This is a genomic window from Leeuwenhoekiella sp. ZYFB001, from assembly GCF_011784865.1.
In the GTDB taxonomy this organism is placed as follows: Bacteria; Bacteroidota; Bacteroidia; order Flavobacteriales; family Flavobacteriaceae; genus Leeuwenhoekiella; species Leeuwenhoekiella palythoae.
Genome location: NZ_CP050460.1, coordinates 3,181,654 through 3,205,454, shown reverse-complemented (window position 1 = coordinate 3,205,454; position 23,801 = coordinate 3,181,654). Strand labels below are relative to the sequence as shown.

Here is a 23,801-nt window from a genome sequence, read left to right as displayed (position 1 = left end):
TATACGATAGTATAGGTTCCCGCAGGTGTCCCAGCCGGAATGATAAGTATACCGTCATTATCAATAGTTACTCCAGACAGGCCATCAGGATCTTGTACCGTAATTGTAATGTCACCATCTTCAACAGCCACACCGTTAAGCGTATCGTTAGCGGTAACATCTCCGGCATTTCCACCATTTTGTCCTGCAATTGGAGTAGCGCTAAAGTCATCGGTATTGGCTACTAGAGTAGCAGTATTAACCACTACAGTAGCAGTTGCAGTCTCACAATTACTTAGATTCAGATTTTCACAGATTTGATAAACGATATTATACGTTCCTGCAGGTGTGCCCGCCGGAATGATCAAAGTACCGTCATTGTCAATAGTTGCACCAGACAAGCCGTCTAGATCTTGTATCGAAATGCTAATATCACCATCTTCTACAGCTACGCCATTAAGTGTATCATTAGCAGTAACGTCACCAGCGTTGCCACCATTTTGACCAGATACCGGAGTAGTGGTAAAGTCGTCATCGTTGGCTGCGAGTGTTGCAGCACTTATGACAACTGTGGCGGTTCCTGTTTCACAGTTTCCTGAGTTTAGGTTTTCGCAAATTTGGTAAACAATGTTATATGTTCCTGCTACAGTACCTGCCGGAATAATTACAGTACCATCATTATCAATGGTAACACCAGTTAATCCATCAGGGTCTGCTACCGTGATTGTAATATCTCCATCTTCAACAGCCACACCGTTGAGCGTGTCATTTGCTGTAACATCACCAGCGTTTCCACCATTTTGTCCAGAAACCGGAGTTGCGCTAAAGTCATCGTCGCTAGCTACCAGCGTAGCAGCATTAACCACTACCGTAGCAGTTGCAGTCTCACAGTTGCTTGGATTAAGATTTTCACAGATTTGATAAACGATATTATACGTTCCTTCCGGAGTATTCGCCGGAATAATCACGGTACCATCATTGTCAATGGTTACACCGGTTAATCCGTCAGGATTTGCTATTGAAATGGTAAGATCTCCGTCTTCGACAGCTACTCCATTTAAAGTGTCATTAGTAGTTACATCTCCAGCATTTCCGCCATTTTGGCCTAAGATTGGAGTTGCACTAAAATCATCGTCATTGGCTACGAGAGCTGCAGGATTTACAACTATTGTTGCGGTTCCTGTTTCGCAATTTCCTGGATTAAGGTTTTCACAAATCTGGTAAACGACATTATACGTTCCTGCCGGAGTACCTGCCGGAATAATTACTGTACCATCATTTTCTATTGTTAAACCTGCTAAACCATCAGAATCTGCTACCGTGATTGTAATATCACCATCTTCTATGGCAACGCCATTTAAGGTATCATTAGCAGTGACATCGCCTGCGCTTCCACCTACTTGTCCTGTTATAGGAGTTGCACTGAAGTCATCGTTATTAGCTACTAAAGTAGCGGCATTTACTACTACAGTGGCGGTTGCGGTCTCACAATTATCTAGATTAAGGTTTTCACAGATTTGATAAACAATGTTATACGTTCCTGCTGGTGTACCCGCCGGAATCATAAGCGTTCCATCATTATCTATAGTCACACCGCTTAGTCCGTCTGGATCACTAATGCTGATTGTGATGTCGCCATCTTCAACAGCGACGCCGTTAAGCGTGTCATTAGTGGTTACATCTCCTGCGTCACCACCCGTTTGTCCGGTGATTGGGGTACCACTAAAATCATCGTCATTGGCAACAAGTGTCGCAGCGTTCATTACTACTGTGGCTGTTCCTGTTTCACAGTTTCCAGGATTCAGATTTTCGCAGATTTGATAAACAATGTTATAGGTTCCTGCCGGAGTACCAACAGGAATGTTAAGTACGCCATCATTGTCTATGGTAATACCTGTTAACCCATCTGGATCATTTACTGTAATTGTAATGTCTCCATCTTCTACGGCAACACCATTGAGCGTGTCATTTGCTGTAACATCACCAGCGTTTCCACCATTTCGTCCTGAAACAGGAGTAGCGCTAAAGTCATCATCATTTGCAGCCAAAGTTGCAGCATCCACAACAACCGTAGCAGTTGCAGTCTCACAGTTACTTAGATTAAGGTTTTCACAAATTTGGTAAACAATATTATACGTTCCTGCCGGAGTACCCGCTGGAATCATAAGCGTACCATCATTGTCTATTGTAATACCTGATAATCCATCTGGGTCTGCAACGGTGATCGTGATGTCTCCATCTTCTACGGCAACACCATTAAGCGTGTCATTTGTAGTTACATCACCTGCGTCCCCACCAGTTTGACCTGAAATTGGCGTGGTGCTGAAATCATCATCATTGGCTACAAGTGCTGCAGGAGCAACAACTACTGTTGCTGTTCCTGTTTCACAGTTTCCTGGATTTAGGTTTTCACAAATTTGATAAACAATGTTATACGTACCTGCTACAGTGCCTGCCGGAATGATAATCACCCCGTCATTGTCTACCGTCACACCTGATAACCCGTTTGGATCTGTTACTGTAATGGTGATGTCACCATCTTCAACAGCAACGCCATTAAGCGTGTCATTAGCGGTTACATCACCAGCGTTTCCACCATCTTGTCCAGAAACCGGAGTAGCACTAAAGTCATCATCATTAGCTGCGAGCGTTGCTGCGTTTACGACTACAGTAGCCGTCGCAGTTTCACAATTATCAAGATTTAAGTTTTCACAGATTTGGTAAACAATATTATAGGTTCCTGCCGGAGCATTTGCCGGAACTATAATAGTTCCATCATTGTCTACCGTCACACCTGACAGTCCGCCTGGATCTGTTACTGTAATGGTGATATCACCATCATTAACAGCAACACCATTTAAGGTATCATTAGTCGTTACATCACCAGCGTTTCCACCATCTTGTCCAGAAACCGGAGTAGCACTAAAATCATCATCGTTAGCTACAAGCGCAGCAGCATTCACTACTACTGTAGCAGTTCCTGTCTCACAATTATCTGGATTTAGGTTTTCGCAGATTTGATAAACGATGTTATACGTTCCAGCCGGAGTACCCGCCGGAATGTTAAGTACGCCATCATTGTCTATGGTTACTCCAGTAAGTCCGTCTTGATCGTTTACGGTAATTGTAATATCTCCATCTTCAACAGCTATACCATTTAGTGTATCATTAGTGGTAACATCACCTGCATTACCCCCTGTTTGTCCTGTAATTGGAGTAGCGCTAAAGTCATCATCATTGGCTACAAGCGCAGCAGCATTAACAACTACTGTTGCAGTTGCCGTCTCACAATTACTTGGATTTAATTTTTCGCAAATACTGTAAACCAGATTATAGGTTCCTGCCGGAGCATTTGCCGGAATGATAAGCGTACCGTCATTATCGATACTTGCTCCGGAAAGTCCATTAGGATCTACGATGGTAATTTCAATATCCCCATCTTCTACGGCAATTCCGTTTAGGGTGTCGTTAGCCGTTACATCACCAGCGTTTCCACCAATTTGTCCCGTGATTGGAGTAGCGCTAAAGTCATCATCGTTGGCTACAAGTGTAGCAGCATTTACTACAATAGTAGCAGTTCCGGTCTCACAATTATCAAGATTTAAGTTTTCACAGATTTGATAAACGATATTATACGTTCCTGCCGGAGTTCCTGCCGGAATAACTAACGTACCATCATTGTCAATTGAAGCACCGGTTATTCCATCAAAATCTTCGATCGTGATTGTGATATCTCCATCTTCAACAGCAACGCCGTTTAGCGTATCGTTTGCAGTAACATCGCCCGCATTTCCACCGGTAAATCCGTTAATTGGGGTAGCGCTGAAGTCATCATCGTTAGCTACAAGTGCTGCAGCGTTTACGACTACTGTCGCAGTTGCCGTATCGCAGTTATCTGTGTTTAACTTTTCACAAATTTGATAAACGATGTTATAAGTTCTTGCCGGAGTATTAGCCGGAATGATCAGCGTACCATCAGCATCAATAGATGCACCAGACAGACCATCAAAGTCTTGAATTGTGATTGTGATATCACCGTCTGTAACAGCAACGCCATTTAGCGTGTCATTTGCAGTAACATCGCCTGCGTTTCCTCCAGTCGTACCTGTAATAGGTGTCGCACTAAAGTCATCATCATTTGCTACTATAGCTGCAGCATTTACTATTACTGTCGCAGTTCCTGTTTCACAATTATCCGGATTGAGGTTTTCACAAATCTGATAAATAAAGTTGTAGGTTCCTGCCGGAGTTCCCGCCGGAATAATCAACGTGCCGTCAGCATCTATTGATGCTCCGGTTATACCGTCAAAGTCTTGGATCGTGATTGTAATATCACCGTCTTCAACAGCAACACCATTTAAGGTGTCATTAGCGGTAACATCACCAGCATTTCCACCGGTAAATCCGTTCACCGGAGTAGCGCTGAAGTCATCGTCATCAGCTACCAGCGCAGCAGCATTTACTACTACAGTTACGGTTGCTGTATCACAATTATCAGTATTTAGGTTTTCGCAAATAGTATAAACCAGATTGTATGTTCCTGCAGGAGCATTAGCCGGAATAATGACTGTACCATCATTTTCGATACTTGCACCTGAAAGTCCATCGCGATCAATCAAAATGATCGAAATATCTCCATCATCTACTGCCACACCATTGAGCGTATCGTTAGTAGTTACATCACCTGCGTTGCCACCCGTTTGTCCTGTGATAGGAGTAGCGCTAAAGTCGTCGTCGTTAGCTACAAGAGCAGCCGCTTCTACAACAATAGTAACTGTAGCGGTATCACAGTTTGTAGGGTTTAGGTTTTCACAAATTCTATAAACGATGTCATACGTTCCTGCCGGAGTATTAGTCGGAATGATAACCGTACCGTCTGTCTCTATTGAAGCGCCGGTTAATCCGTCAAAGTCTTCAATAGTAATTGCAATATCTCCATCATCTACTGCGACACCATTGAGCGTATCATTTAGTGTAACATCTCCCGCATTTCCGCCGGTAAATCCATTAACCGGAGTAGCGCTAAAGTCATCGTCGTTAGCTAGAAGCGCAGCAGGATTTACTACCACGGTAGCAGTCGCTGTGTCGCAATTTCCTGGGTTTAAGTTTTCACAGATTTGATATACGATGCTATAAGTTCCTGCCGGAGTATTTGCCGGAACGATTATAGTACCATCATCTTCAATACTTACACCTGCGAGACCACCATTGTTTTGAAGTGTGATCGCAATATCATCATCATTGACTGTAATACCATTTAGCGTATCGTTAGTAGTAACATCACCTGCATTTCCACCGGTTTGTCCTGTTATCGGTGTTGCGCTAAAGTCATCGTCGTTAGCTACGAGTACAGCAGCACTAATTTCTACAGTAGCTGTCGCAGTCTCACAATTATCAGGATTTAGGTTTTCGCAGATTTGATAAACAATGTTATACGTTCCTGCCGGAGTACCTGCCGGAATAATCAATGTACCGTCATTATTTACCTGAAGTCCATCAATTCCGTTATCATCAGTTATTGAAATAGCAATATCTTCATCCGCTACAGCAACACCATTTAAGGTATCATTTGCTGTGATATCGCCAATGCTTCCACCGGTAAATCCGTTGATCGGAGTAGCGGTTAGGTCATCGTCATTAGCAACCAGTGCAGCACCTGCAACTTGAACAGTTACCGTAGCAGTATCACAATTAGAACCATTTGCTAGTTCGCAAACTGAATAAGTTATAGAATAAATTCCCGCAGGAGTATTAGGACTTACATCTACCGTTCCATCAGCATTTACAGTAAGTGGACCTGCAGATACCGGAGTAATTACAACTTCAGCCGGATCAACAGGATTGTTATTGATAAGGTCATTATCAAGGACGTTAACAACTGCTGTTGCGCCAATATCACCACGTACCGGAGTAGCGCTAATATCATCGTCAGTAGCTACTAATACTGCTGTTTCTACCGTTACGGTAACCACCGCAGTATTACAACCTCCATTATTATCACAAATCGCATAGCTGAACGTGTCATCCCCAAAGAAATCTGCATCAGGAGTATACAAAATGGTATCATCGCTTGGGTCTCCCGGTGTACCGTTATCTAATACTGTTGCAGTCCCGTTATTAGGAGCAGTTGAAACAGAAAGGCTACCTGCTGTAGGAACTTCAAAGTCGTTTTCAAGAACGTCAATTTCAACAGGAGTTTCATTAGCAGTCGTAGCAGTATCATCCACAGCATCAGCAACTGCAAGAACAGTAATGTTAACCGTCGCAGTACTTGCATCTCCATTCACATCAATTACAGAATAGGTATAAGAATCGCTTCCGTTAAAGTCTGCGTTAGGAGTGTAGGTGATTGTTCCGTCAGGATTTATCACCACAGAACCGTTTGATGGATCTGTTGCAGCTACAATATTGTAATCCGTTCCATAGACACCTTGGAAGGTATCATTATCTAACACGCTTGTAGTAACAGCGTCATCTTCTAAAGTCGTATCAGTATCATTATTAATATCAGAAACCGGATTCACAGTAACAGTTACCGTTGCTGTACTCTCAGCACCATTAGCATCTGTAATGGTATAAGTGAAGCTATCTACACCGTTAAAATCAGGGTCAGGAGTGTAGGTATAGTTTCCATTAGGATTTACAAAGGCAGCACCATTCGCAGCATCTGTAAGTAAAGCAGCAGTGGTAGGTTCGCTTCCTAGATCGTCAGCTCCGTTTCCATTATCTACAAATAAGTTTCCTGAAACTAAAGTGTCTTCATCGGTTGTTACACTATCATCAATAGCATCAGGTGTAGCTGTTACTGTAATAGTAACCGAAACAGTTTCGGTTGTATTGTTAACGTCTGTTACCGTATAGGTGAAAGTTTCCTCACCGGCAAAATCAGGAGCCGGAGTATAGTCAAAACTACCATCAGAATTCATAACAACCGTGCCGCCATTATTCGTGTCTCCGTTAAACACATAGGTAGCATCATCAGAGTACGTGTCATTGGTGCTCACATTATCGCTGAGCACGGTGTCTTCATTTGTTGTGAACGTATCTGCCACCGCATCGTCGATAGGATTTACCGTTATAGTAACAGAAACTGTTTCGGTAGCACCGTAAAAATCCGTTACGGTATAGGTGAAAGTTTCCTCACCGGCAAAATCAGGAGCCGGAGTATATTCAAATGTTCCGTCAGGATCCATGTCGACCGTACCTCCATTATCGGTATCTCCATTAAACACATAGGTAGCATCATCAGAATAGGTGTCATTGGCACTCACATCATCATTAAGCACTGTATCCTCGTCTATTGTATAGGTATCTGCTACAGCATCGGTCACAGGATTGACTGTAATGGTAACCGAAACGGTTTCGGTTGCTCCATTTACATCAGTCACAGTGTAGGTAAAGGTCTCGTCACCTACAAAATCAAAGGCCGGAGTATATTCAAATGTTCCGTCAGAATTCATTGCGATGCTACCACCATTAGAAGCATCGTCGTTATAAGCATACGAGACAACTCCGGTGTAAGTATCATTAGTGCTTACATCTGCATTTAGAACAGTGTCTTCGTCAGTTGTGAACATATCAGCAACGGCATCTGCAATAGGATCAACTGTGATGGTTACTGAAACTGTTTCGGTTGTACCATTAATATCGGTTACGGTGTATGTGAACGTTTCGTCACCCACGAAATCAGCCGCAGGTGTATAGGCGAAAGTACCGTTAGGATTCATAGCTACACTACCTCCATTATCGGTATCTCCATTGAATACATACGTTGCGTTAGCAGAGTAGGTGTCATTAGTACTTACATTGGCATTTAGGGCCGTATCTTCATCAGTGGTGAATGAATCAGCAACTGCATCTGCAATAGGATTAACTGTAATTGTAACAGTTACCGTTTCTGTAGTTCCATTAATATCTGTTGCCGTGTAAGTAAAGGTTTCGTCACCTACAAAGTCAGCAGCAGGAGTATATTCAAAAGTACCATCTGTTTGCATGGTGATGCTTCCGCCATTATCAGCGTCATTATTGTAAACGTAAGTAGCATCATCAGCGTAGGTATCGTTTGCACTCACATCTGCATTTAGAGCCGTGTCTTCATCGGTTGTGAATGTATCAGCAACTGCATCATCAACCGGATCAACGGTAATAGTAACCGTAACTGTTTCCGTAGTTCCATTAACATCTGTTGCCGTATAAGTAAAGGTTTCGTCACCTACAAAGTCAGCAGCAGGAGTATACTCAAAAGTACCGTCTGTTTGCATAGTGATGCTTCCGCCGTTATCAGCGTCATTATTATAAACATAAGTAGCATCATCAGAATAAGTGTCGTTTGCACTTACATCGGCGTTTAAAACCGTGTCTTCATCAGTTGTGAACGCATCAGGAACGGCATCATTAACTGGATTAACGGTAATGGTAACCGAAACAGTTTCCGTAGTTCCATTAACATCAGTTACCGTGTATGTGAAAGTTTCGTCTCCAGCAAAATCAGGAGCTGGTGTATATTCAAATGCTCCACTAGTAATCATACTAATGCTTCCGCCATTATCTGCGTCATTGTTGTAGACATAGGTCGCATCATCAGCGTAGGTGTCGTTTGCACTTACATCAGCGTTTAAAACCGTGTCTTCATCAGTTGTGAACGTGTCAGCAACGGCATCTGCAATAGGATTAACCGTGATGGTTACCGTTACGGTTTCGGTAGCTCCATTAATATCGGTTACGGTGTATGTGAACGTTTCGTCACCTACAAAATCAGCCGCAGGGGTGTAGTCAAATGATCCATCTGTATCCATAGCTACAGTACCACCATTGTTGGTATCGCCATTAAATACATAGCTTGCAGCAGCAGTAAAGGTGTCATTAGCACTTACATCTGCACTTAATAAGGTGTCCTCATCAGTCGTGAACGAATCAGCAACTGCATCTGCAATAGGATTAACCGTGATGGTTACCGTTTCTGTGCTGGTATCACCATTAACATCAGTCACGGTGTAGGTATACGAATCTGTACCGTTAAAGTCTGGATTTGGAGTGTAGGTAATTGTACCATCTCCATTTTCTGTAACTGTTCCGTTTGCCGGATCAGTAGTTGCGGTGATCTCATAATCGGTGCCATAAATTCCTTGGAAGGTGTCGTTATCCACTACATTAGTAGTTACTGCTACATCTTCGTTTGTTGTATCTGCATCGGCTACAATATCATCTACCGGATTAACGGTGATGGTTACTGTTGTTGTTTCGGTATCTCCATTTACATCAGTAACGGTGTAGGTATACGAATCAGTACCGTTAAAGTCCGGATCAGGCGTATAGGTGATGGTACCATCTCCATTTTCTGTGATTGTTCCGTCTGCCGGATCGGTAGTAGCAGTGATCTCATAGTCGGTACCATAAACTCCTTGGAAGGTGTCATTATCTACTACGTTAGTAGTTACCGCCACATCTTCGTCTGTTGTATCTGAATCCGGTACAATATCAGCTACCGGATTAACGGTTATAGTTACGGTTGTAGTTTCGGTATCTCCATTTACATCAGTAACGGTATAGGTATACGAATCTGTACCGTTAAAGTCCGGATCAGGCGTATATGTAATTGTGCCATCTTCATTATCTGTGATTGTTCCGTCTGCCGGATCAGTAGTTGCAGTGATCTCATAATCGGTTCCATAAGTTCCTTGGAAGGTGTCATTATCTACTACATTAGTAGTTACTGCCACATCTTCGTCTGTTGTGTCTGCATCTGCTACAATATCATCTACTGGGTTGACTGTGATGGTAACCGTAACTGTTTCGTCTGTATCATTTACATCAGTTACCGTATAGGTAAATGTTTCTTCGCCAGCGAAATCAGCTGCAGGAGTATATTCAAACGATCCATCTGGATTCATGTCCACACTACCGCCATTGCTGGTATCACCATTAAATACATAGTTTGCAGCAGCGGTGTAGGTGTCGTTTAAGCTAACATTAGCATTTAATACGGTGTCTTCATCTGTTGTGAACGTATCAGCAACAGCATCTGCAATAGGATTAACCGTAATGGTTACCGTTTCTGTGCTAGTATCTCCATTTACATCAGTAACGGTATAGGTATACGAATCTGTACCGTTAAAGTCAGAATTTGGAGTGTAGGTAATGGTGCCATCTCCATTTTCTGAAATTGTTCCGTTTGCCGGATCAGTAGTTGCAGTGATCTCATAATCGGTACCATAAACTCCTTGGAAAGTGTCGTTGTCCACTACGTTAGTAGTTACTGCTACATCTTCGTCTGTGGTGTCTGCATCGGCTACAATATCAACTATAGGATTCACCGTGATGGTTACTGTTGTTGTTTCGGTATCTCCATTTACATCAGTAACGGTGTAGGTATACGAATCAGTACCATTAAAGTCCGGATCAGGCGTATACGTAATAGTACCATCTCCATTTTCTGTGATTGTTCCGTCTGCCGGATCAGTAGTTGCGGTGATCTCATAGTCAGTACCATAAGTTCCTTGGAAGGTGTCATTATCTACTACATTAGTAGTTACTGCTACATCTTCGTCTGTTGTATCTGCATCGGCTACAATATCAGCTACCGGATTAACGGTGATAGTTACAGTTGTAGTTTCGGTATCTCCATTTACATCAGTTACAGTGTAGGTATACGAATCTGTACCGTTAAAGTCCGGATCAGGCGTATACGTTACGGTACCGTCTTCATTATCTGTGATTGTTCCGTCTGCCGGATCAGTAGTTGCAGTGATCGCATAGTCGGTACCATAAGTTCCTTGGAAGGTATCATTATCTACTACATTAGTAGTTACTGCTACATCTTCGTTTGTTGTATCTGAATCCGGTACAATATCAGCGACTGGGTTGACTGTTATGGTAACCGAAACAGTTTCGGTAGCGCTGTTAATATCTGTTACCGTATATGTGAAGGTTTCATCACCTACAAAATCCGGTGCAGGGGTATAGACAAAGCTGCCATCGTTGTTCATAGAGACAATGCCGCCATTGTCTGCATCATTATTAAATACATAAGTGGCTGTACCTGTATACGTATCATTAGCGCTTACATCAGCATTAAGAGTTGTGTCTTCATCAGTTGTGAACGTATCAGCAACCGCATCAGCGATAGGATTAAGCGTTATGGTTGCTGTGGCTGTACTTGTGTTCCCGTTATCATCAGTGATGGTATATGTAAAACTATCAGTACCATTAAAATCTGCCTCCGGGGTATATGTGAAAGTACCATCAGTATTAAAAATGATCGCACCATTAGCAGGACTTGTTGTAAGTGCAGCCGTAGTTGGAGCTGTTCCTAGGTCATCTGCGCCGTTTTCATTATTAGCAAATACACTGTCTGTTAGTACTTCATCTTCATCTATCGTGAACTCATCGTTAAATGCATCTGGAGTGGAAACAATGGTTATAAATACTGTAGCAGTGCTCGTGTTTCCATTATCATCGGTGATAGTATAGGTAAAGCTGTCACTTCCATTGTAATTTGTATTTGGCGTATAAGTATAGGTTCCGTCAGTATTTACTACTGCATTTCCATTAGCTCCATTTGTGAGTAAGGTTGCAGTAGTTGGCGTGCTACCTAAGTCATCTGCACCAAAACCGTTATCATCAAATAGATTTCCGGAAACTGCTGCATCTTCAAAAGTTGTGAACTCATCATCAAGTGCATCAGGAGTAGAAATTACGGTAACTGTAGCGGTAGCAGTACTAGTTATACCGTTATTATCAGTTAGCGTGTAGGTAAAACTATCTGTACCGTTAAAGTCAGTATTCGGAGTATACGTAAAGGTTCCATCAGAGTTGACCACTACTGAACCATTTGTTGCATTGGTGTCAAGTGCTGCTGCGGTAGGTTCAGAACCTAGATCGTCAGCTCCATTACCATTATCGGCAATTAAATTTCCTGAAACCGCTGTGTCTTCATCCGTTGTAAATGCATCATCTACAGCATCAGGGGTAGCAACGATCGTGATAGTAGCTGTTGCCGTACTTTCCGCTCCATTCGTATCAGTGATAGTATAGGTAAAACTATCTGTACCATTAAAGTCAGGATTTGGAGTATACGTAAAGGTTCCGTTAGCATTTACAGTTACCGAACCGTTTGCAGCATTTGTTTCAAGAGCTGCAGTTGTAGGCTCAGAACCTAAATCGTCAGCTCCACTGCCGTTATCAGCATACAGATTTCCTGAAACCGCTGTGTCTTCATTTGTTGTAAATGCATCATCCACTGCATCAGGAGTCGATATAACAGTTACTGTAGCGGTCGCAGTACTGGTTGCACCGTTATTGTCAGTGATCGTATAAGTAAAACTATCTGTACCGTTAAAGTCGGCATTAGGAGTATAGGTAAAGGTTCCGTTAGTATTTACTGTTACCGAACCGTTGGCTGCATTCGTTTCAAGAGCAGCTGAAGTAGGTGCTACCCCTAAATCGTCTGTACCATTGCCATTATCTGCTAAAAGATCACCAGAAACTGCAGTATCTTCTGAAGTTGTAAATGCATCGTCAACTGCGTCAGGAGTGGCTATTACAGTTACTGAAACTGAAGCAGTACTTGATACACCATTGGCGTCAGTGATGGTATAGGTGAAACTATCCGTTCCATTAAAGTTGGCATTAGGAGTATAGGTAAAGGTTCCATCCGGATTGATCGTAACCGAACCGTTAGCAGCATTAGTTGCAAGTGCAACTGCTGTAGGTTCAGAACCTAAATCATCAGGCCCGTTTCCGTTATCTGCTAATAGATTTCCAGAAACTGAAGCGTCTTCATTTACAGAGAATACGTCATCAACCGCATCAGGTGTTGAAGTGATCGTAATGTTGGCAGTAGCTGTACTTGACTGACCATTGGCGTCAGTGATGGTATAAGTAAAACTATCAGTGCCATTGTAGTCAGGATTCGGAGTATAGGTAAAGGTACCATTAGTATTTACAGTTACCGAACCGTAAGTTGCATTCGTTTCAAGAGCAGCTGTAGTAGGCGTTACCCCTAAATCATCAGGCCCGTTTCCATTATCTGCAAATAAGTCATCAGTTATAGCAGTATCTTCATTAGTAGTGAAGTTATCATCATAAGCATCGGGAGTAGAAACCACATTGATATTCTGACTTGCAGTTGCTGTACCGCCTTGACCATCTGAAATAGTATAGGTAAACGTGATTGGGCCGTTGTAATCATCCGCAGGAACAAAAGTAATAGTGCCATCTGTAGCAATAGTCACCTGACCGTTAGTAACGGCGATATTTTGTGCTACACCGGGAGTGACCGCAGTACCATTTATACTTTGTACGGTAAGTGGGTCTCCATCAACATCTGTGTCCCCTGTGAGTGGTGTTAAAATCACCGACTCATCTTCGTTCACCGTATAAGCATCATCTACAGCAACCGGATCATCGTTAACCGAATTTACTGTGATTAATTGATCAGCAGTTGCAGTGGCTCCATTTCCATCGTTGATAACGTATGGGAAACTTACTGGACCATTATAGTTAGCATCAGGTGTAAATGTGATTATTCCACCGGCATCTATTGTTACGGTACCATTAGTTACAGGAATAGTTTGCGCACCTCCGGCAATTGGAGTGCCATTGATACTTTCAATGGTTAAACCATCTCCGTCAATGTCTGAATCACCTGTAAGTGGCGCTAGGACTACTGAATCATCTTCGTCTACTGAATAGGAATCATCAACGGCAACCGGTGGGTCATTTACTGCATTAACAGTAATGATCTGATTTGCAGTCGCTGTGCCCCCATTTCCGTCAGAAATTGTATAAGGTATTGTAACCGAACCATTAAAGTCATCATCCGGAGTGAATGTAATTATTCCACCGGCATCAATGCGCACAACTCCGTTATCTACTGCGATAGTTTGCTCACCGCCGGTAAATGTGGTTCCGTTGATACTTTGAATTGAAAGTACATCTCCGTCTACATCTGTGTCATCGTCTAATGGAGTTAGTACTACTGAATCATCTTCGTCAACACTATAGGTATCATCAACCGCTACCGGATCATCATTGATAGGGTTCACCGTAATAACTAATTCTCCAATATCTGAAGCAGTGCCGTCACTTACCGTATAGGTGATGGTAGGTACTGTACCATTGTAATTCTCAGCCGGACTGAACGTATAACTTCCATCTGAATTAATTTGAAGATCGCCAACATTAGGGATTGAAGCTACTTGTCCCGAGGTATAAGGAGTTCCATTAAAGGTAAATGCAGTAATAGTTAATACATCGCCGTCTGCATCAGTATCATTCAATAATAAATCACCAGCGTTGCCATCTCCTACTGATAAATCAACATCTTCGTCTGTTGAATTAGAATCATCTACAGCAACAGGAATTCCATTTACATTTAAGGTTGCAGCATTAGAAGTAGTTATGTCACAAATGTAGGTAGCATCAGAAATAACAACCGCATATTGATACCCATCGTTAGCATACGCTACTGCGGTTAAGTTAAGGGTTGCAGTCGTTGCCCCGGAGTAAATTCCACCATCAGTAATGTTTGAGAAGGTGCTTCCTCCATCTGTGCTTACTTGCCATTGATAGCTTAAGGTAGTACCTGTCGCGGAAACAGAGAAAGAAGTGTTTTCTCCTTCATTTACAGAACTATCAACAGGTTGTGTGGTAATTGTAGGAGCAGCGCCCGGTGTAGTCACATTTGCATTTGTACCTGGGTAGCTTGCAGCGGTTACTGTACCGTCTGAATTTACTGCCGGCGGATTTCCGATACCGTAATATCCGTTTCCGTCTGCATCAGCATTTGGATCGTTGTATGCTTCATTAGCGTCACTACAATTATCACCATCAGAATCGGTGTCGAACTGATCTATAATTCCGTCAAGATCAGTATCAAAACGGTCGTCAACGCCATCTGTATTGGTATCAACAAAACCTGCAGTATCGGCATCTCTGTAATCTAAAATACCATCATTATCAGAATCTACAGTTGGGTCGGTTCCTCCGTTTTCTACGCTGTCGAGAATGCCATCATTATCGTCATCAAGGTCGTCTGCATCAGCTACCCCATCATTATCATTATCCAAGGTATCACGATAGTCAACATCACCACCAGTGTTTACGTCGTTATCCGCATCTGGGAAGTCGGTTTGAGGGTTGTCGTAAATACCATTAAAGTCGAGATAGGCATCACCATTATCATAGTTATTATCAAAACCGTTTACGCCAACGGTATTATTTGTTCTTCCGTCAGCATCGGTGTCGGCAGTAGGGTTTCCTGCTTCGACAATATCAAAAAGCGAATCGTTATCAGAATCCAGGTCTAAATAATCTGGAGTTCCATCACCATCTGTATCTACCGGTTGAATACCTGTTCCTACACCTCCTGAAGAATCATAATTATCATCAAGACCATCTTCATCAGTGTCATTTTCAGATCTATAAACATAACCTAAAGTGGTTTGAGCTTCGACATTATCAGGTATGGTATCGTCATCAGAATCTAAATCTAAATGATTAGGAATAGAATCCCCGTCAGTGTCTGGTATGACTAGTGGCGTTCCTGCTGTTGGCAATGGAGCATCAGCACTTCCATCACGATCATCATAAGGGTCTAAAGCATCAGCAAGACCATCTGCATCTTCATCGTTCAAAGTTCCAGCACCATATTCTCCATCTCCGTCGGGATCAAAACCACCGGCCTCAATAGTATCTGGTATCCCGTCATTGTCAGAATCTAGATCCACAAAATCTGCATTGGCACTTCCAGAAGTATTTATAGGAACAATAATAGATTCTGTTGCGGTTGCGCCAACTACTGCAAGAGGAATACCGTTGCTATTCACTTCTGTGTTGTCTAATACACCGGTACCTGGTTGACCATTTCCATCAGGATCATCTGTACCTCCGGACTCAGCATAATCTGTGATCCCATCATTGTCTGAATCTAAATCAAAATAATTAGGAATACCATCTCCATCTTTATCAGAAGGGTTGGTTCTAGGATCCCCATCTCCGTCTTCATTAAAATCTTCGTCAGTATCTAATATACCGTCATTGTCGTCGTCTAAATCATCGGTGTCAGCAATGCCGTCTCCATCTTTATCCTGTAAGTTTTCTTCCCTCCAATCTCTATCACCACCTACATCATCAACATCAGGCATATCTGTGGGCAGTTGACCATTATTTGTTGCATTTAATGGATCTGTAGTGTCAAAAATTCCATTTTCAAAATCATCATGAAGACCATCTCCATCTATGTCAACAAATTTATCAGGATCAACAATACCATTATTATCGGCATCAAGAGGTAAATCAATACTATCATCAGTTGCATTTTCTGAAATGTCAAACGGGTCCAATCCGCCGTTTACCTGATCAGAATTAGTATCTGCATAATCCGGAGCCGAGCCTCCGTCTGTATTGATAGTACCAATAGCGACACCACCATTGTTCACATCGTACGCATTATCTATACCGTCATTGTCAGTATCAATACCAGAAGGTGCTCTATATCCTGTCGTAGGCTGCCCTTCTATATTATCTATAATACCATCATTGTCAATATCAATATCAACCACATTCTTAACGCCGTCACCATCACGGTCTGCATTGAAGCCAAAACCAATCCCAGGGATTACACCATCATTAGTATCTGCTAAACCGTCTTGATCGGCGTCTGCAGGCGTTCCGGAACCTACAATCCCGTCATTTTCACTGTCTACAACCTCGAAGTTACCTTCATAAGTATCTGGGATACCATCGCCGTCAGAATCTAAGTCTAAGTAGTTAGGTAAGCTGTCTGCATCTGAATTTCTAAGCGTAGGGAAGGTAGCTTCGGCATCAATAGGGTCGTGCCATCCGTTATTGTCAGCATCCACAAATCCATCAACCACACCATCATTGTCCGTGTCGTTATAAGAAGGATTATTTGAAAACGCTTCTTCAGTATCAGAAAGTCCGTCGTTGTCTGAATCTCTATCAAGGAAATTATAGATGTTAGGAACGATATCAGAATTAGCGTCAGTATTTCGAGGCGTGTAATTGGCCACACCGCTGTCTGCTGAAGTTTCAAGTTCGTCTGCAAAACCATTAGTTCCATAACCTGCAGTATCCACTAATCCATCATTATCAGCATCTGTAAGTCCGGCTTCTAAAACATCTGGGATCGCGTCATTATCAGCATCAAGGTCTAAATGGTTAGCAATTCCATCACCGTCTAGATCATACGCCGCTGCCGGAAGACCGTCAGCATCACCAATCGCAGCATCCGTAGAATCATCATCAAGATAATTTACAACACCGTCACCATCTGCATCACCATTAGGATCAAGTCCGGCTAAATTTTCAGCAGTATCAAGAATACCATCATTGTCATCATCAAGGTCAATACTATCTGTTATACCATCACCATCACTGTCAACATCGATAAAACAGTGTGTTAAATCATAGATAGCAAACCCAGGAGCCGAACCAGCATTGTAAGTTCCACCTGAAACAATACCATAAGAAATCACAATACGATCTACCGGTGTGCTAAAGCTTGCGTAGACCACACCAAAAGCGGCATCAGCACCAGTTTGTGGAGCGTCAAAAGCATCACTAGTTACGGTGTTTCCAGCAATAGTGTGTATAGGAGTTCCTTGGAGAATTGGGTTAACGGTTGTGCCTCCTAGGTAACCGGTAATGGTAACAGTCTCTTGATAATTTACAGAGCCGCTAGAACCATCAATATCAAATAATTTAAACTGTACTCCATCAAGACCAGTATTAGATTCTCCTAGAAGAATTTCAGTAGAAATAACATCACCATCAATATTAGATGCAAGAGCTGATAAAATTAATTGACTTGCATCTGAAGGACTACTGCCTAGATCTCCTTCATAAAAAGCAGCATTAACGGGAGTAGGGGACTCTAAACCACCTGCTGGAGGAGTAATATTGAATGCATAAGAAGTATTATTCTTATTGTTGTAAGTATTAGAAGTCGAGCCAGGAGCCCAAGTCACCGTATCCCAATTGAAGGTGCTTTCAGTAGCACAAGGATCTGCAGTAACCGAAATTGTAAGCGTGCTTGAGGCAGTGCCGCCATTACTATCAGAGATCGTATAATTTGCAGCAGGAACAGCGCCATTGAATCCTGGAGCAGGAATAAACTTATAGCTTCCGTCAGCATAAATGGTAAGTTCGCCTTGAGCTGCAGCAACACTGTTTCCTGCAGTTACTGTGGTTCCGCCAAAGGTGAATTCCGTTACATTAAGTGTGTTGCCGTCAGCATCAGTATCATTGATTAAAACCCCTTCGTCTGCACCAATAAACAGCGTTACATCTTCATAAGTGGTATCAGTGTCAGGGTTTGCAATAGGGTCGTCATTAACTGCGTTGATCGTAAGCGCTAAATTACCGACGTCAGTAAGTGCCCCATCTGTCACGGTATAAGTGATGGCAGGCACAGCGCCATTATAATTGGAAGCCGGTGCAAAAGTGTAGCTTCCATTGGCATTTATGGTAAGATCACCAACACCAGCTATAGATGCTGTTTGGCCAGCAGTATAATTTGTACCATCAAAGGTAAATTCACTAATACTTAGCGGATCGCCATCGAGATCTGTATCATCCTGTAGTAAATCATCGGGGCTACCGTCGGCTACAGTTAAAGTAGTGTCTTCGTTAGTACTATGAGAATCATCAACGGCTACCGGAGGATCGTTAACCGGATCTACAGTAAGCGTTAAGCTGCCTACATCTGTAAGAGTTCCGTCGCTTACGGTAAAAGTAATTGCTGGAACCGGACCATTATAATTTGCAGCAGGTGTAAAGGTGTAGCTTCCATTTAAATTAATAACTAAAGTACCAACTCCAGTTACTGTTGCAGACTGCCCGGCATTGTAGTTAACTCCATTAAAGGTAAATCTGGTAATAGAAATAGGATCACCATCTACATCAGTCTCTACAGGAAGTAAGTCATCTGCGCTTCCGTTAGCAATATTAAGTGCGGTATCTTCATCAGTACTATTGGTGTAATCACCAGCTACCGGAGGGTCGTTAACAGGAGTTACTGTTATAGCTAAATTTGCTGTAGCGGTAAGTGAGCCATCGCTTACTGTATAAGAAATAGCCGGAACAGTACCGTTGTAATTTGCCGCAGGGGCAAAAGTGTAACTTCCGTTAGAATTTATTGTAAGTGCGCCTACGTTGGCCACTGTAATGGTGGTGCCGGCACTTTGAGTAGTTCCATCGAAGGTAAAGTTGGTAATGTTCAGCGTATTGCCGTCAACATCAGAATCATTATTTAATAAATCTCTGGCAGCACCGTCTGCTACAGTTATTGTTATATCTTCAGGAGTAGTATTACTATCGTTAACAGCAACTGGCGGATCGTTAACTGGAGTTACCGATAGCGTCAATGTAGAACTTGCGGTTCCGCCATTTCCGTCAGTAATTCTATAGGTGATTACAGGAACTGGACCATTATAATTGGCTGCAGGTGTAAAGGTGTAACTTCCGTTAGTATTTAATGTAAAAATACCTACTCCAGAGATCGGAGCACTATTACCAGGAGTGTAATTCGTTCCATTTATGGTGAACCGGTTTACAGTTAAGGTGTTACCATCAGCATCCGTGTCATTATTAAGCACACCATTGGCTGCATTGACATTAAGCGCAGTGTCCTCTGGCGTACTGTTAGTATCAGGATTAGCCACAGGAATCCCGTTTACAGTAAGAATTGCTGCCGCTGAGGTAATTGTGCCACAAACATAAGAACCATCAGTTACTACAACTCTGTATCTATAGGTATTATACGAGTAGGGGACATTAGTTAATGTCAAGGTATTGGTTGTGGCACCTGAGTAAACTCCTCCATTAGCCACATTGCTATAACTTCCTCCGCCGTTGGTACTTACTTGCCATTGGTAACTTAAAGTGGTACCTGTAGCGGTAACAGCAAAGGTAGTATTAGCACCTTGATTTATAGTTTTATTAGTAGGTTGAACGCTTATGGTTGGTGCGGCGTTTACAGTTGTAACATTGGTATTCGTTCCGGGATAGGCTGCACCTACAACAGTACCATCAGGATTTACTGCAGGAGGATTACCTGTGCCATAAAAACGGTTGTCTCCACCATCAGCATTAGGATTGTTGTACGCTTCGTTCGCATCAGAACAGCCGTCATTGTCACTGTCTGTATCTCTAGAATCAGATGCAGCATCACCGTCAGTATCTCTTGGTAAGCATTCTAAGAACACACCAAATGCAAAGGCTTGACCACCTTGCGCACCATTTTGACCAGCAGTATTGATTTCAACAGAAAGTCTGGTTGCATCTACTGTACGTAAGATAGGCACACCTGCCCCTGTATTATTGTATTGAACTCTATTAGAGCCTGCTCCTGCTATATTATAGCCGGTTCCTCCTACGCTTTCAATAATTTCCCAGTTTCTACCATTGGTAGTAACGCGTTGATATTCTTCAGCAGGGAAGTCTAGATTATTGGTTTCCTCAGTATCTGCAAAAATAAGATCAGGAGTATATACAACACCCGAAGCAGTGCGTGCGGTAAAGGTGACATCAAAGCTGATATCATTATTATCTCCAGTACCGTTAAAGTTTGCAAATATTGAAGCGCCAGCAACATTGTAGTCGTTCTTTAAGACTGCTCCTCCAAAGGTATTAAAGTCACTTAAAAAATAATCTTCGGGAGCATTACCATTGTCAGGGCCAAAAGCTTCCGGATTAGTCACATTAAGATCTCTAACATTAGTAAACGTCGCAGTGATGCTGCCACCGCCCGGAAGGGCTATGGTTGCGGTAGTATTCTCTTGGATACCATTAGTTTCAAGTGAAGTTCCCGTCCAGGATAACCAGAATATATTCTGAGCAAAATCACCACTTGCAACGCTTGAATTACCGTTGTTTAAGGTAGTACAATCTTGCTCATCAACATCTAAAATACCATCGTTATCATCATCAGTATCGCAGCTGTCAGGAACACCATCACCATCAAAGTCAATAGTGTCATCAGCACCTGGGCACCTATCATCTGCGTTAATTACGCCGTCACCATCGTCATCACATTGATCACTTGTTATGTAAGGGTCAGTACTGCTTACATCGTTTTGACCTCCGTTAACAATTGTAGGAATACCGTCACTATCTACGGCATCACCCAAACTAGTATCAGCAGCTAAATCACTCGAAGTTAGTGAGCCGTTATCACCTTCTAAAGCGTCTGGGCAACCATCATTATCACTGTCAAGGTCTAAGTAGTTTGGAATACCATCATTATCTGAGTCTGCAAAAAGAGGTAAAGAACAAAAGTCTGCAAAGCGTATTGTTTGCTCATTGGTAAAGCCACCGGTAGATGCAGTATAACCAAAATAGACTTCCGAAGCCCCACCAAAATAATCAGAAATAAGATTCCCTGTGAATGAACCAGCTAATCTACCATCTACGGTGTAAGTCAAAGTTTGACTATTTTGTTTCCAAGAGACCGTAACATCATGCCAAGCGCCATCTTCTAAATTACCAAAATCAATAGCACTCGATAAGAGGCCTGCGCCACTTTGATTATCAGAGTCCCATATCATAGTGTGATCATTCACTATATCACCCACACCTGTGCCATTGTTAAAAGTATCAAGCTCAAGTACAATACCATTACTTATGCCTGAAGACCCCATACCAACACCGGTAGCGCCTAAGGCAGAAGTTCCATTAGGGTCATTATGAAAAATAATTGCAATACCGTCCGCTCCAGTGCCATCTAAACTACCCAAGTTAGCCTGAAATGAGAAAGAAAAATTTTGGGTGAAATCAACTTTGTTCATGCCATATGCTTGGCCAGATTGACCTGGTTCTTCCGGAGTAAGTATCACTGCGTTTGGATTTGCGGTGCTTTGTTGCGCAGAGCCATTGACTTGAAAAATCTCGTTGAAATCCGAATTAAGAAGTCCGTTTTCTTCACAGTCTAAAATTCCATCATTGTCATCATCACTATCACAACCGTCAGGCACACCGTCTCCATCAAAGTCAACGGTATCGTCGAAGCCCGGACATTGATCATTAGCATTAATGACTCCATCACCATCATCATCACAAGCGTCACCTGTTACAGCTATGTCTGTACTGCTGACATCATCTTGCCCTCCACTTGTTGAAGATGGAATACCATTGCCATCAACACCTCCTGTAATTTGCCCATTACTATCTAAATCAGCCAAAGTAAGTGTTGCATTATCACCTTCAAGTGCATCAAAACAACCATCGCTATCAGATTCATTGTTTAAGTAGTTGGGATTGCCAATTCCGCTTGTATTAATCGGATTTACGGCGTTTCCTCCAGAACAGGGAGCTACGACTGTATAATTACTTGTCAATGCATCAATACCAATACTGCGAGAACCGGTATCTGTTGACATTCTAAGCCTAATAAAGCGTGCTTGATTTCCAGTTACAGTATAATTGAAATTAACTGCATTAGTGGTAGTATAATTAAAGTTTTGAAGATTGGTAAAGTTTGATCCATCTAGAGATTGTTCAACGCTCAAAGCATAAGAAGTACCACTACCATTAGAAATATTAGTTCTGACTTGAATTGTGGATCCAACAGGAACATCATCTGATAATCTTAAAGTTAAAATATCATCAAGATCGTTTATACTAGCAAAATTATTGTCTTGAGCACCTAAGGCGTTAGCAGCATTTTGAATACTAAACTGACTATAAACTGAACTTGCATTGACTGTGAAGCTCGTCGTGGATCCATCACATTCAGGATCTACTTGATCTGAAACACCATTATTATTTAAATCAACGAAGTTATCTACCTTTCCATCAGCATTATTATCATTTTGACCACTTTCTATGATATCAAGAATACCGTCATTATCAGAATCTAAATCAAATTGATTTATAATACCATCTAGATCAAAATCATAGTTATCATTAATTCCATCTCCGTTGGAATCAATGTAACCAGCAATATCTGAGTCTTGATAATTTAAAATTCCGTCTAAATCGTCATCTTCGCTAGCATTTGGTAAACCTGCACTCTCTACACTATCGAGAATTCCATCATCATCATCATCTAAATCTTCAATGTCAGTGATCCCGTCGTTGTCAATGTCAGGAGGAGAAGAAGCAAAAATTTGATTTATAAATACAGCCGAATCGTAGGTTGGGTCACCAGTATCTCCAATTGCTATCTTAAAGGTATAGGTAACACCAGAAAGTAGACCTGTTAATTTACCGGTTTGAACAGTTGTTAGTCCATTAAACTGGATATTGACAGGAGTGGGATTGCCTCCATTATTACAAGCACCGGGCCCGTCATGGCCATTGTTAATATAATTTGAAGTTTGTGTTAGGTCTGCGAAAGTTCCATCTTGTGCACAACCTAAAAATCCGGCATTGACGTTATTTACTGCAATAGGATTGCCATTAGGTAATACCCCTAAATTTCTTGTGCCACTTATTCCGGGTCCTGATATGAAATAACCAAAAGCATCATTAAAAACTGAGCCTACATAATCAGGGTATTCATCAGAACCAAATACTGATCTAATATTGAGCTCTGTAAAACCTGGGTCTAAGACAACATCAAAAGTAAATACGACTACATCATATATAGCACCATTATCAACACTTCGTAATTGAGGATCACTGTAGGTATTAGGCCCTGGTGCATTTACACTGGCTGCTACATTATTATTTGAAGAAAATGTAGTTGCAAGATTAGAGGTGGTGACTGCTAACCCTGTATCAAGGCTTAGATTCGCACCTGCATTTCCATTGCTAAAGATTGCTAATTGAGAAGGGCGGTCACCGGTAACTAGACTCAT

1 protein-coding gene (running past one end of the window) is annotated in these 23,801 nt (G+C 42.1%); it reads right to left on the bottom strand.

Features of this window, described 5'->3' with window-relative positions; translation table 11 throughout:
* Positions 1-23,801: the 5' portion of an Ig-like domain-containing protein gene (locus HCN54_RS13750; protein WP_167598230.1), read on the bottom strand. It extends 9,589 nt beyond the left edge of the window; 23,801 of the gene's 33,390 nt are visible here — the first part of the coding sequence; it begins with the start codon at positions 23,799-23,801; the stop codon falls past the left edge of the window.